Here is a 13,255-nt window from a genome sequence, read left to right as displayed (position 1 = left end):
GCTGACGTCGGGTGTCAGCGGTGTGCCACGGCTGACGTCGGGTGTCAGCGGTGTGCCACCGCTCACGCGCGGGTGCCCACCGCGATCCGCGGCCGACCGGCGAGGTCCGTGCGGGTGGCGACGTCGACGAAGCCGGCCGCGCCGAGCAGGTCCAGCACCTCCGGGGCGTGCGACTCGTCGTGCTCCACGGCCACCCGGCCGCCCGGGCGCACCAGCCGCGCCGCGGTGAGCGCCAGCGGGCGGATCACGTCGAGCCCGTCGGCCCCGGCGAACACGGCACGCGCGGGGTCGTGCCCCACCTCGTCCGAGACCGGGGTGTCGGACGGGACGTACGGCGGGTTCGCGACGAGCAGGTCGACGGTCCCGTCGAGCTCCGCGAGCGTGTCGTCGGCCGCCACGTCGCCCTCGACGAGGCGCACCCCCGACCCCTCGAGGTTGCGGGCGGCCCAGCCGAGCGCCGCCGGGTCGGCCTCGACCGCCCACACGGCGGCGTCCGGGCGCGCCACGGCGAGCGCCAGCGCCAGCGCGCCGGAGCCGGTGCAGAGGTCGACGACGACGGGTGCCGCGACACCGCGCAGGGCCGCCACCCCCTCGGTGAGCAGCAGCTCGGTCTCCGGGCGCGGCACGAACACGCCGGGACCGACGGTCACGGACACCGGGCCGAGGACCGCCGACCCGACGAGGTGCTGCAGCGGTTCCCGGGCGGCGCGGCGCGCGACCAGCTCGTCCAGGCGGCGGGAGGCCTCGTCGTCGAGGTCGGGGGCGAGGACCAACCGCGTGCGGGGGATGCCGAGGACGTGCGCGGCGAGCAGCTCGGCGTCGACCCGCGGACTGTCCACGCCGCCTTCGGCGAGCGTCACCGCCGCGGCCGCCACACGGACGCGGGTCACCCGCGTGGTCCCCATCGCGGTCAACTCCGCGCCTCCTCGCTCGCCGCCGAGGCCAGGCGTTCGGCCCGGTCGGCGGCGCGCAGGGCGTCGAGGACCCCGCCGAGCTCGCCGTCGAGCACGCGGTCGAGGTCGTGCGACTTGTAGCCGATGCGGTGGTCGGAGATCCGGTTCTCGGGGAAGTTGTAGGTGCGCACGCGCTCCGAGCGGTCGACCGTGCGGACCTGGCTGCGCCGGTCGGCCGAGGCCGCCTCCGCCTGCTGCTCGTCCGCGATGGCCTGCAGCCGGGAGCGCAGCACGTCCATGGCACGCGCCTTGTTCTGCAGCTGGGAGCGCTCGTTCTGGCAGCTCACGACGACGCCGGTGGGCAGGTGGGTGATCCGCACCGCGGAGTCCGTGGTGTTGACGCCCTGGCCGCCCTTGCCCGACGAGCGGAACACGTCGATGCGCAGGTCCTTCTCGTCGATCTCGACGTCGGGGGCCTCCTCGGCCTCCGGGTAGACCAGCACGCCGGCCGCGGAGGTGTGGATGCGTCCCTGCGACTCGGTGACCGGTACCCGCTGCACGCGGTGCACGCCGCCCTCGTACTTGAACCACGCCCAGACGCCGTCGGGGTCGTTGCCCGGCGCGGTGACGGTGGCCGTGACGTCCTTGAAGCCGCCGAGGTCGGACTCGGTGGCGGAGAGCACCGCGACCTTCCAGCCCCGACGCTCGGCGTAGCGGGAGTACATCCGCAGCAGGTCGCCGGCGAACAGGGCCGACTCCTCCCCGCCCTCGCCGGACTTCACCTCGACGACGACGTCCTGCGCGTCCGCGGGATCGCGCGGCACGAGCAGCTCGGCGAGCCGGTCGCGCAGCGCCGCGACGGACGTCTCGAGGCTCTCCACCTCGGCCGCGAACGCCGGGTCCTCGCCCGCGAGCTCGCGGGCGTCGACGAGGTCGGCCTCGGCGCGCTCCAGCTCCCCCGCCGTCGCGACGATCGGCGCGAGCTCGGCGTAGCGGCGGCCGAGCCGACGGGCGAGGGCCTGGTCGGCGTGCACGTCGGGGTCGGCCAGGCGCGCCTCGAGCCCGGCGTGCTCCTCGACGAGGGCCCGGACCGAGTTGTCGGCCACCGATGTCATGGTCTTCTCCTGCTCCCCGCTGGGTGTCCCGGACGCACGAACGCCCGCCGCCGCCCGCCCGGTGAGGACGGGTCGACGACGGGCGTCGAGGGAGCTACTTGGAGCGCTTGCCGTACCGCGCCTCGAAGCGGGCGATGCGGCCGCCGGTGTCCAGGATGCGCTGCTTACCGGTGTAGAACGGGTGGCACGCCGAGCAGGTCTCGACGGTGATGTTCCCGCCCTTCTTGGTGCTGCGCGTGGTGAACGAGCTGCCACAGCTGCAGAGCACCGTGGTGTCGACGTACTCGGGGTGGATCCCGGACTTCATGTGGCTGGTCCTCTCGTCATGGGCCGCCGGGTCCCCGTCGATCTCGTGGGGTGAACCGGAGGCATCTGTGCCACCGGGCATTCTCTCAGGACTGCCCGCTGGTCCGTGTAACCGGCCCGCCCTCCGGGTTGTTCCCGGGTGTACCGGCGCCCGCAGCCGGTCTCCCGACGACGTGGCGTTCCTGCCACTGGACGACAGCAACGACGCTTTCCTGCCAGGAACGACGACGGGCCCTGCCGCGATCCGGCAGGGCCCGTCGTCGTGCGGGGAGGGACTACTCGTCGTCCTTCGTCGGCATCGTCTTCGCGACCGACATGAGGAACTCGATGTTGGTCCGCGTCTTGCGCAGCCGGTCGAGGATCAGCTCGATCGCCTGCTGGGAGTCCAGCGCGGCCAGCACCCGGCGCAGCTTGTGGGTCACGGCCCGCTCGTCGGGCGAGAGGAGGAGCTCCTCCTTGCGCGTGGACGAGGCGTCCGGGTCGATCGCCGGGAAGATGCGCTTGTCGGCGAGCTTCCGGTCGAGCTTGAGCTCGGCGTTGCCGGTGCCCTTGAACTCCTCGAAGATCACCGTGTCCATCGTGGACCCGGTCTCGACGAGCGCCGTCGCGAAGATGGTGAGCGACCCGCCGTCCTCGATGTTGCGCGCGGCGCCGAGGAAGCGCTTCGGCGGGTAGAGCGCCGTCGAGTCCACACCGCCGGAGAGGATGCGGCCCGACGCCGGCGCGGCCAGGTTGTAGGCCCGGCCGAGGCGGGTGATCGAGTCGAGCAGCACGACGACGTCGTGGCCCTGCTCCACCAGACGCTTCGCCCGCTCGATCGACAGCTCGGCCACCGAGGTGTGGTCCGACGGCGGCCGGTCGAAGGTCGAGGCGATGACCTCGCCCTTCACCGTGCGCTGCATGTCGGTGACCTCCTCCGGCCGCTCGTCGACGAGCACGACCATGAGGTGGACCTCGGGGTTGTTCGTGGTGATCGCGTTGGCGATCGCCTGCAGCACCATCGTCTTGCCGGCCTTCGGCGGCGAGACGATCAGGGCGCGCTGCCCCTTGCCGACCGGCATGACCAGGTCGATCACGCGGGTGGACAGCAGGTGCGGCTCGGTCTCGAGACGCAGCCGCTCGTTCGGGTAGAGCGGCGTGAGCTTGGTGAACTCGGGGCGGCGCTTGGCCTGCTCCGGGTCCAGCCCGTTGATCGAGTCGACGCGGACCAGCGGGTTGAACTTCTGCCGGTTCTGCTCGTTCTCGCGCTGCTGGCGGACCTGGCCGGTGACGGCGTCACCGCGGCGCAGCCCGTACTTGCGCACCAGCGAGAGCGACACGTACACGTCGTTCGGGCCGGCCATGTAGCCCGAGGTGCGGACGAACGCGTAGTTGTCCAGCACGTCGAGGATGCCGGCGACGGGGATGAGGACGTCGTCGTCGCGGACCTCCGGCTCGCGGGTGTCCTGCGGGCCGTCCTGGCCGCCCCCGCGCTCGTTGCGGTTCCGGCGACGGTCCCGGAAGCGCCGGCCGCGCCGACGGCCACCGCCGTCCTCGTCCTCGTCGTCGTCCGCGCGCTGCTGGCCCTGCTGGTCGCGGCCCTGCTGCTGGTCGCGCCCCTGCTGCTGGTCACGGTTCTGGTCGCGGCCCTGGCCCTGCTGACGGTCGCGCTGACGGTCGTCGCGGCCCTGCCCGTTGCCACGGCGACGGCCGCCGCGGTCGCCGTCGGCGTCGTCGCCGTCGGGCTCGCGGTCGGACTGCTGGTCACGGCCCTGGTCCCGGCCCTGGTCACGGCCCTGGTCACGGTCCTGCTGGTCGCGTCCGCCCCGGTCGTTGCGGTCGCCCCGGTCGCGCGACTGGCGGTCGCGGCCGTTCTGCTCGCCGCGGCCCGGGCGCTCCTGGTCGGCACGCTCGGAGCGGCGGTCGTCCTCGCGGGGGGCCTGCTCGGGCGCCTCGGCCGGCGTCGCGGTGGCACTCGCCTCGGCCTCCGGCGCGGGGCCGTCCTCGGACCCGGCCACGGGGCCCGCGTCGCGGCGGGCACTGCGACGCCGGCGGGCGGGCTTCTCGGGCGCGGCGTCCTCGGTCGGGGCCTGCTCGCTCGGGGCCTGCTCTGCCGGGGCCTGCTCGGTCGGGGCCTGCTCGACGGCGGCGTCCGCGTCGGCGGCGGGTGCGTCCGTGGCGGCGGTGACCGCGTCCGCGATGCCGGTCGCCTCGGACGCGGTGCCCTCGCCGGCCTCGGCGGGCGCGTCGTCCGGGGTGACGGCCTTGCGACGGCTCGCCCGACGACGGGACGGCTTCTCGTCCGCCGGCGCCTCGGCGGCTGCGGCGGCCTCCGGCGCGGGGGCGTCCGCGGCGGTCTCCTCGGCGGCCGCGGCCTCCTCGGCGGGGCCCTCGCCCAGCGGGAGCTGCGCGGCGCCGGACTGGCGCTTCTTGATCTCGGAGATGAGATCCCCGCGCCGCATGCCGGTGGTGTCGGTGACGCCGAGCGTGCCGGCGAGCTCGCGCAGCTCGGCGAGCACCATCCCGGACACACCTCCGCGGCGGCGACGTTCGGGGGCGGCGTCGGGGGAGATGACGTCGGTTTCGGTCACGCAGGTCCTTCCTGGACCGGCCGGGGACTCCTCATCCCGGGCCAGTGGACGTGTCCGCACGCAGGTTCGGGCGCGCGAATCCACGACGACGCCGTGTCGCGGGCGCAGTACGGGTGGAACGGCGTCCCGGGGCACGGCACGGTGCGGAACATCTGGGAGGCAACGACCTGGCAGGCGTCCGAGAACCGGAGCGGGGAAGACCGTCCCGGGGTCCCCGGGACATGGCACCGGCGCGGATCACGCTGGTCGCTGTCGTCGTCAGACTAACCGCACCGGCACACACGGGCAACAACCGGGTGGCCGTGCGCCGCTCACGTCTCGACGACGGCGCCCGCGGTGTCGATCGGCAGCCGGACGACGTCGAAACCGCTGGTGGGGAGCCCGTCGGGGAGCGCCTCGCCGGTCGTCAGGGCGAGCACCGTCGGCCCGGCGCCCGACACCACGGCGGGGATCTCCGCCGCACGCAGCGCGTCCACCAGGGCGGCGGTCGCGGGGTAGGCCGGACGGCGGTACGGCTGGTGGAGCCGGTCCTCCGTCGCGGGGAGCAGCAGGTGCGGCGCCCGGGTGAGCGCGTGCACCACGAGCGCGGACCGGGACGCGGTGAACGCGGCGTCCGAGTGCGGCACGCGGTCGGGCAGCAGTCCGCGCGTGGCCTCGGTGGAGCTGGAGTGCTCGGAGACGAACGCGACCGGCACGACGTCGGGGTGCGGCTCGAGGTGCGCGGCGCGGTACGACCCGCCGCTGCACCACGTGACCACCAGCCCGCCGTACAGGCACGCCGCGACGTTGTCGGCGTGCCCGTCGAAGCGGGCCGCGAGGTCCAGCACCGCCTCGTCGTCCGGGGCCTTGCCCGGTCCGAGCAGCCCGCAGGCGGCGACGATCCCGGCCACCGCGGCCGACGCCGACGACCCCAGCCCGCGGCTGTGCGGGATGACGTTGTGGCAGGTCAGGTGCAGCGACGGCCGGTCGACCCCGGCGAGGTCGTAGGTCGCGCACGCGGCCTTCAGCACGAGGTGGCGCTCGTCGCGCGGCACGCGACCGGAGCCCTCGCCGTGCACCTCGACGGTGCTCGGGCCGTCCTCGAGCTCGGCCAGCTCGACCTCGTCGTGCAGACCCAGTGCGAGCCCCAGCGAGTCGAACCCCGGCCCCAGGTTGGCCGAGGTGGCCGGCACCCGGACGCGGACGCTCCGGCCCACCTCAGCCGAGCCCGAGCGCGTCGGCCACCGCGTCGACCCGCTCCGGGACGACGACGGGCTCGGGCACGTCGGCCAGGGCGGTCCCCGGGTCCTTCAGGCCGTGGCCCGTCACGGTGCAGACCACCAGGCGGCCGGGCGTGAGGTCGCCCGCCGCCGAGCGGGCGAGCAGCCCTGCCACCGACGCGGCGGAGGCGGGCTCCACGAAGACGCCCTCCCGGGCGGCCAGCAGGCGGTAGGCGGCGAGGATGGCGTCGTCGTCGACCGCGGTGATGCGGCCGCCGGACTCGTCGCGCGCGGCGATCGCGCCGTCCCAGGAGGCGGGCGACCCGATCCGGATGGCGGTCGCGATCGTCTCGGGCTGCGCCACCGGTGCCCCGGAGACCAGCGGCGAGGCCCCCTCGGCCTGCACCCCGTGCATCTCGGGCGTGGCCTCGACGACGCCGTCGCGGTGGTACTCGGTGTAGCCGCGCCAGTAGGCGGTGATGTTGCCGGCGTTGCCGACGGGCAGGACGTGCAGGTCGGGTGCCCGGCCGAGCTGGTCGCAGATCTCGAACGACGCCGTCTTCTGGCCCTCGATACGCGCGGGGTTGACCGAGTTCACCAGCGCGATCGGGTGCTCCTCGGCGGCCTTGCGGGCGAGCTCCAGGCAGGCGTCGAAGTTGCCCTCGAGCTGCAGGATGCGCGCGCCGTGCGCGGTGGCCTGCGCGAGCTTGCCGAGCGCGATCTTGCCCTGCGGCACGAGGACGGCGCAGGTCATGTCGGTCCGCGCGGCGTACGCGGCGGCCGAGGCCGAGGTGTTGCCGGTCGAGGCGCAGATGACGGCCTTCGCCCCGCCCGCGGCCGCCTCGGTCATCGCGACCGTCATGCCGCGGTCCTTGAACGACCCCGTCGGGTTCGCGCCCTCGATCTTGAGGTGGACGTCGCAGCCGGTCAGCGCGGACAGGTGCGGCGCCGGCAGCAGCGGCGTCCCGCCCTCGCGCAGCGTGACGACGTCCCAGCCGTCCTTCACGTGCGGCATGCGGTCCCGGTAGGCGCGGATGATCCCCGGCCACTCGACGCGGGTACCGAGCAGGCTCACTGGGATCCTCCGAGGGCGCTCACGGGACGGCCGAGGTCCTCCACGCGCAGGATGCTGGCGACACCGCGGACCGACTCCAGGCCCGACAGGGCCTCCACGGTGGCCCGCAGGGCCGCGTCGGGGGCCTCGTGGGTCACGACGACGAGTGTGGCGGGCGAGGTGCCCTCCCCGCCATGACCCTCGTCATCCCCGCCGCGACCCTCCTGCTTGACCGTGGCGATCGAGACGTCGTGGTCCGCGAACACGGTGGCGACCGCGGCGAGCACGCCCGCGCGGTCGTGCACGTCGACGTTGACGTGGTAGCGGGTGCGGACGTCGCCCATCGGCTGCACCGGCAGGTGGGCGTACGCCGTGTCGCGGGGGCCGCGACCGCCGATGACCTTGTTGCGGGCCGCGGCCACGAGGTCGCCGAGCACCGCGCTCGCGGTCTGCGGGCCGCCCGCGCCCTGCCCGTAGAACATCAGCGGGCCCGCGGCGTCGGCCTCGACGAAGACGGCGTTGAACGCACCGGAGACCGACGCCAGGGGGTGCGAGCGCGGGATCATCGCCGGGTACACGCGCGCCGAGACGGCGCCTCCGTCGGCGGTCTCGACCTGCTCGCAGATGGCCAGCAGCTTGACGGTGCAGCCCAGCGCGCGGGCGGAGGCGATGTCGGCGGCGGTGACGTCGCGGATGCCCTCGCGGTACACGTCCGCGGCGGTGACACGGGTGTGGAAGGCGAGGCTCGCGAGGATCGCCGCCTTGGACGCGGCGTCGTAGCCGTCGACGTCCGCCGTCGGGTCGGCCTCGGCGTAGCCCAGCCGGCCCGCCTCCTCCAGCGCGTCCGCGTAGCCCGCGCCGGTCGACTCCATCGCGGAGAGGATGAAGTTGGTGGTCCCGTTGACGATGCCCGCGACGCGGCGGATGCGGTCGCCCGCCAGCGACTGCTGGATCGGGCGCAGCAGCGGGATCGCGCCCGCGACGGACGCCTCGTAGTAGAGGTCCGCGCCGGACTCGCGGGCGGCCGCGGCCAGCGCCTCGCCCTCCTCCGCGAGCAGCGCCTTGTTCGCGCTCACCACCGAGCGGCCGTTCTTCAGCGCGTCGAGCAGCAGGTCCCGGGCCGGCTCGATGCCGCCCATCAGCTCGACGACGACGTCGACGTCGGGCCGGGCGACCAGGGCGGCCGGGTCCGTCGTCAGGAGCCCGGCGGGCACGTCGGCGTGGCGCTGGGGGCGCCGGACCGCGATCCCCGCCAGCTCGACGGGGGCCCCGACCCGCGCCGCCAGCTCGTCGGCCTGCTCGTCGAGCAGCCGGACCACCTGCGACCCGACCACCCCGCAGCCGAGCAGGGCGACCTTGATCGAGTCGCTCACAGCACCTCCAGGCGCGCCAGGTCGTCGAGGGTCTCGCGGCGCAGCATCGTCCGGTCCGCGCCGTCGCGGACCGCGACGACCGCCGGCCGCGGCACCTTGTTGTACGCGCTCGCCATGGCGTAGCAGTAGGCCCCCGTCGCGCCGACGGCGAGCAGGTCGCCGGGCGCGAGGTCGGCGGGCAGCCAGCAGTCGCGGACGACGACGTCGCCGGACTCGCAGTGCTTGCCGACCACCCGGCACAGCACGGGGGTGTCACCGCCCGGGTTCGCCGCGCCCGGCACGCCGGTCGCGGAGCGCGACACCAGCCGGCAGTCGTAGGCGGCGTCGTAGAGCGCGGTGCGGATGTTGTCGCTCATCCCGCCGTCGACGGAGACGTAGCGCCGCCGCGTGCCGCCGCCCAGCTCGACGTCCTTGATCGTGCCCACGGTGTAGAGCGTGACGGTGCCCGGTCCGGCGATCGCGCGGCCCGGCTCGACCGCGATCCGCGGGACGGGGATGCCGGCGCGGGCGCACTCGCGTTCGACGATCGCCTGCAGCTCCCCCGCCAGCCACGCCGCGGTCCGCGGCTGGTCGGCGGTGGTGTACGCGATGCCCATGCCGCCGCCGAGGTCGACCAGCGCGCTCGCGGTGTCGGCGAGGTCGCCGTGCTCGGCGCGGATCTCCGCCAGCAGCCCGACCACCCGCCGCGCGGCCAGCTCGAAGCCGCCCGCGTCGAAGATCTGCGAGCCGATGTGCGAGTGCAGCCCCACCAGGCGCAACCCGCGCGACTTCAGCACCCGGCGCGCCGCCTCCGCGGCGTCGCCGCCGGCGAGCGAGAACCCGAACTTCTGGTCCTCGTGGGCGGTCGCGATGAACTCGTGGGTGTGCGCCTCGACCCCGACGGTCACGCGCACCATCACGTCCGCCACGCGGTCGTGACGACGGGCGAGGTCGTCCAGGCGGGCGATCTCGGCGAAGGAGTCGACGACGATCTTGCCGACCCCGGCCGTCAGGGCCGCCTCGAGCTCGGTGAGCGACTTGTTGTTGCCGTGCATCGCGATGCGCTCCGGCGGGAAGCCGGCCCGCAGCGCCGTCGCGAGCTCGCCCTCGCTGCAGACGTCGAGCCCGAGGCCCTCGTCGGCCACCCAGCGGGCGACCTCGGTGCACAGGAACGCCTTCGAGGCGTAGTGCACGAGCCCGGGGTCGCCGTAGGCCTGCGCGTGGTCGCGGCAGCGCGACCGGAAGTCGGCCTCGTCCACGACGAACAGCGGCGTGCCGTGGCGTTCGGCCAGGTCCCGGACGTCGACGCCCGCCAGCCGCACCGACCCGTCGTCGTGCCGGGCGGCGTGGCGGGGCCAGACGACGGCGGGCAGCACGTCGAGCTCGGCGCCGTCGCGCGGGACCGAGCCCGGGAGGTCGTGGGAGGGCAGGACGTCGGCGTGCCGGGGCCCGGCGGGGTGGGCGCGGGTCATGATCTACATCCGTTCCGGGGCGGAGACACCGAGCAGGCCGAGGCCGGAGGCGAGCACCGTGCGGGCCGCCTCGCAGAGGGCCAGGCGCGCCGTGTGCAGCGGGCCCGGCTCCTCGTCGCCCTGCGGCAGGACACGGCAGCTGTCGTAGAAGCGGTGGTAGGTGCCGGCCAGCTCCTCGAGGAAGCGGGCGACGCGGTGCGGTTCGCGCAGCTGCGCCGCCGACGCCAGCACCCGCGGGAACTCGCCGAGGGTGCGGATCAGGTCGCCCTCGCGGGGCTCGACGAGCAGCGCCAGGTCGGGCGCGTCCCGGCTGACGCCGAGGTCGGCCGCGTTGCGGGCCAGCGCCGAGAGCCGGGCGTGCGCGTACTGCACGTAGAACACCGGGTTCTCGTTGGTGCGCCGGCTGATCAGGTCCAGGTCGATGTCGAGCACCTGGTCCACGCTCGAGCGGGTCAGCGTGTAGCGGGCGGCGTCGACGCCGACCGCGTCCACGAGGTCCTCGAGCGTGATGATCGTGCCCGCGCGCTTGGACATCTTGACCGGCTCGCCGTCGCGCAGCAGATTCACCAGCTGGCCGATCAGCACCTCGACCGTGGCCGGGTCGTCGCCGAAGGCCGCCGCGACCGCCTTGAGCCGGTGGATGTAGCCGTGGTGGTCCGCGCCGAGCATGTAGATGGCGAGGTCGGCACCACGGGCCCGCTTGTCGCGGTAGTAGGCGATGTCGCCCGCGATGTAGGCGGGCCGCCCGTCGGACTTGATGACGACGCGGTCCTTGTCGTCGCCGTGCTCGGTCGAGCGCAGCCACCAGGCGCCGTCGGTGAAGTACAGGGCGTCGTCGTCCTTGAGCTTCTGCACCGAGTCCTCGACCGCGCCGGACGCGTGCAGCGCGAGCTCGGAGGACCAGACGTCGAAGTGCGTGCCGAACGACTCCAGCGACGTCCGCATCTCGTCGAGCATCACCGCCACGCCGAGGCGCTTGAACGCCTGGAGCTGCTGGTCCTCGGGCTGGTCGAGGACGCCGGGCTCGGTCTCGACGACCTTCGCGGCGACCTCGGCCACGTAGGCGCCGCCGTAGCCGTTCTCCGGCACGGGGCGGCCCTGCGCCGCGGCGATCAGCGACTCGGCGAAGCGGTCGATCTGCGCACCCGCGTCGTTGACGTAGTACTCCCGCGTCACGGCCGCGCCCTGCGCCTCGAGCACGCGCCCGAGCGCGTCGCCGACGGCGGCCCAGCGGGTCCCGCCGAGGTGGATCGGGCCGGTGGGGTTCGCCGAGACGAACTCGAGGTTGATCGCCTGCCCGGTGAGCGCGTCGCCGTGGCCGTAGCCGGCGCCCTGCTCGAGGATCTCGGCGACGATGCCGGCCTGCGCGTCGGCGGCCAGCCGCAGGTTGAGGAAGCCCGGGCCCGCGACCTCCGCGGCGGCGACCCCGTCGGTCGTCTCCAGCCGCTCGGCCAGCCAGCCCGCCAGGTCGGCGGGCTTCACGCCGGCCTTCTTCGCGCTGCGCAGGGCGAGGTTGGTGGCGTAGTCGCCGTGCTCGGGGTTGCGCGGGCGCTCGACGGTGACCTCGTCGGGCAGCGCGGCCGTGTCGAGGCCGCGCTCGGTCAGCACGTCGACCGCGACGGCGTGCAGGAGATCGGCGAGCGCAGCGGGGGTCACGTGTACCGAGTCTAGGGAGCCCGGACCGGCGGGGACGCCGGTGCCTACCGATCACGCCGGGTAGGGGGAACTCACACGCAGCTCATCCCTAGAATCGGGTGACATGGCGAGTGGACGCTCCACCGGGACCCCGCAGCGTGGCAAGGGTGGACGCCCGCCGCAACGCGGCAAGAACCCCGTCGCGGGTGCGCGCAAGCGGACCTCCTCCGCGGGCCGCGGCGCCCCGAAGGCCCGGCAGGTGCCGTGGCTGCTGATCGGCGCGGTCGTCGTCGTCCTCGCCCTGATCGGCGGGATCGGCTTCTTCCTGTTCGACCGCTCCTCGCAGATCAGCCCGTGGCGCCCGAGCGACTCGAACCGCGACCCGTCGCTCGCGATCCCGGGCATCGTCACGCAGGCCTACGAGGGCAGCCACCACGTGACGCCGCAGCAGCGCGTGGCCTACGACCGGTTCCCCGCGTTCGGCGGCCCGCACGACGGCTACTGGGCGGCCTGCAACGGGCAGATCTACCCGCAGGCGGTCCGCACCGAGAACATGGTGCACTCGCTCGAGCACGGCGCCGTCTGGATCGCCTACGACCCGGCCCGCGTCACCGGCGCCGCCCGGGACGCGCTCGCCGCCCGGGTGCAGGGACAGAACCAGATGGTGATGTCGCCGTTCCCCGGCCTCGACCAGCCGATCTCGCTGCAGTCGTGGGGCCACCAGCTCAAGGTGTCCGACCCGACCGACCCGCGGATCGACCAGTTCATCACCTCGCTCAAGGGCAACCCCTACGGCGTGTACCCCGAGGTCGGCGCCAGCTGCGACGCCCTCGGCCCGGGCTACTTCGACCCGGCGAACCCGCCCGCCTTCGACCCGCCGCCCTACCCGCGCGACGCCCTGCCGATGGACTACCAGGGCACCTCGGGCGCCGGCGGCATGGGAGGTGCCGGATGACGGCCTCGTCCGTGAGCTCCCCGCCCGAGCCACCCGTCGTCGACGACGGGCCCGACGACGAGGGCGGCTGGTGGTCGAACTCCCCCGGCTGGGCCAAGGGCGTCCTCGCCGGCGGCCTCGTGCTCATCCTGCTGCTCGTCGGCGGGCTCGTCGGCGCCCTGATCGGCCAGCGCACGGCGCCCACGTACGGCCCGGCGGCGGGATCGGTCGACGTCGGGTTCCTGCAGGACATGAGCGTGCACCACCGCCAGGCGATCCAGATGGCGGTGTGGGAGCGGTCGAACACCACCGACCCGGCGCTGCGACAGCTGGCGTTCGACATCGAGTCCTCGCAGACCCAGCAGCTCGGCATGATGCAGGGCTGGCTGCAGCTCTGGGACGAGCCGACCGAGACCGCGCCGGGGCAGTACATGGCGTGGATGGGGATGCCGATGGCCGCGATGCCCGGCATGGCCACCGAGGCCGACCTGCAGCGGTTCCGGGCGAGCACGGGGCAGGGGCTCGACGTCGAGTTCCTGCAGCTGATGCTGCGCCACCACGAGGGCGGGCTGCACATGATGGAGATGGCCGCCGCCGACGCGTCGGTCTCCCCCGTGCGCGCGCTCGCGTCGTCGATGGTGACCACGCAGAAGGCCGAGGCGCAGACGATGACCCAGATGCTCGCGGCACGGGGAGCGGCCCCCCTGCCGATGAACTAGATCGCG

11 protein-coding genes are annotated in these 13,255 nt (G+C 74.4%); 2 read left to right on the top strand and 9 right to left on the bottom strand.

The features are described from left to right. Window positions 1-62 precede the first annotated feature (62 nt). The 9 genes from prmC to argS form a co-directional block, all read right to left on the bottom strand. Complete coding sequence (gene prmC, locus LN037_RS18965) at window positions 63-905, bottom strand: peptide chain release factor N(5)-glutamine methyltransferase (protein WP_230755666.1); 843 nt, start codon at window positions 903-905, stop codon at window positions 63-65. A gap of 5 nt (window positions 906-910) precedes the next feature. After that, on the bottom strand, window positions 911-2,008 hold the full coding sequence (prfA, locus tag LN037_RS18960; protein WP_255694460.1) for a peptide chain release factor 1: 1,098 nt from the start codon (window positions 2,006-2,008) through the stop codon (window positions 911-913). 94 nt (window positions 2,009-2,102) lie between these two features. After that, window positions 2,103-2,315, bottom strand: a complete 213-nt coding sequence (gene rpmE / locus LN037_RS18955; RefSeq protein ID WP_230755465.1) for a 50S ribosomal protein L31 — start codon at window positions 2,313-2,315, stop codon at window positions 2,103-2,105. A 274-nt stretch (window positions 2,316-2,589) separates the two neighbouring features. After that, on the bottom strand, window positions 2,590-4,815 hold the full coding sequence (gene rho / locus LN037_RS18950) for a transcription termination factor Rho (protein WP_230755662.1): 2,226 nt from the start codon (window positions 4,813-4,815) through the stop codon (window positions 2,590-2,592). A 380-nt stretch (window positions 4,816-5,195) separates the two neighbouring features. After that, window positions 5,196-6,056: a homoserine kinase gene (gene thrB, locus LN037_RS18945; protein WP_230755463.1), complete on the bottom strand. Its 861-nt coding sequence runs from the start codon at window positions 6,054-6,056 to the stop codon at window positions 5,196-5,198. Between the two features lie 25 nt (window positions 6,057-6,081). Next, window positions 6,082-7,098 (bottom strand): threonine synthase, encoded by a 1,017-nt coding sequence (gene thrC, locus LN037_RS18940; RefSeq protein ID WP_230755660.1) that lies wholly within the window; start codon window positions 7,096-7,098, stop codon window positions 6,082-6,084. Between the two features lie 56 nt (window positions 7,099-7,154). Then, on the bottom strand, window positions 7,155-8,510 hold the full coding sequence (locus LN037_RS18935) for a homoserine dehydrogenase (protein ID WP_230755461.1): 1,356 nt from the start codon (window positions 8,508-8,510) through the stop codon (window positions 7,155-7,157). Continuing rightward, on the bottom strand, window positions 8,507-9,961 hold the full coding sequence (gene lysA, locus LN037_RS18930) for a diaminopimelate decarboxylase (RefSeq protein WP_230755460.1): 1,455 nt from the start codon (window positions 9,959-9,961) through the stop codon (window positions 8,507-8,509). Before lysA ends, LN037_RS18935 begins: the two co-directional genes overlap by 4 nt. Window positions 9,962-9,964: 3 nt before the next feature. Further along, window positions 9,965-11,617 carry an arginine--tRNA ligase gene (gene argS / locus LN037_RS18925; protein ID WP_230755459.1) on the bottom strand — a complete coding sequence of 551 codons (1,653 nt, stop codon included), beginning with the start codon at window positions 11,615-11,617 and terminating at the stop codon, window positions 9,965-9,967. Between the two features lie 103 nt (window positions 11,618-11,720). On the opposite strand from argS, the gene LN037_RS18920 reads away from it, so the two are divergent. Together LN037_RS18920 and LN037_RS18915 are read left to right on the top strand one after the other, a co-directional pair. After that, complete coding sequence (locus LN037_RS18920) at window positions 11,721-12,551, top strand: thioredoxin-like domain-containing protein (protein ID WP_230755458.1); 831 nt, start codon at window positions 11,721-11,723, stop codon at window positions 12,549-12,551. Continuing rightward, window positions 12,548-13,249, top strand: a complete 702-nt coding sequence (locus LN037_RS18915) for a DUF305 domain-containing protein (protein WP_230755457.1) — start codon at window positions 12,548-12,550, stop codon at window positions 13,247-13,249. The genes LN037_RS18920 and LN037_RS18915 overlap by 4 nt, the downstream gene beginning before the upstream one ends. The last annotated feature ends 6 nt before the right edge of the window (window positions 13,250-13,255 follow it).

The sequence above is a fragment of the Actinomycetospora soli genome (assembly GCF_021026295.1).
Taxonomy (GTDB): domain Bacteria; phylum Actinomycetota; class Actinomycetes; order Mycobacteriales; family Pseudonocardiaceae; genus Actinomycetospora; species Actinomycetospora soli.
Note: the sequence above shows the minus strand (reverse complement) of the source record. Positions and strands in the feature narration are given on the sequence as shown.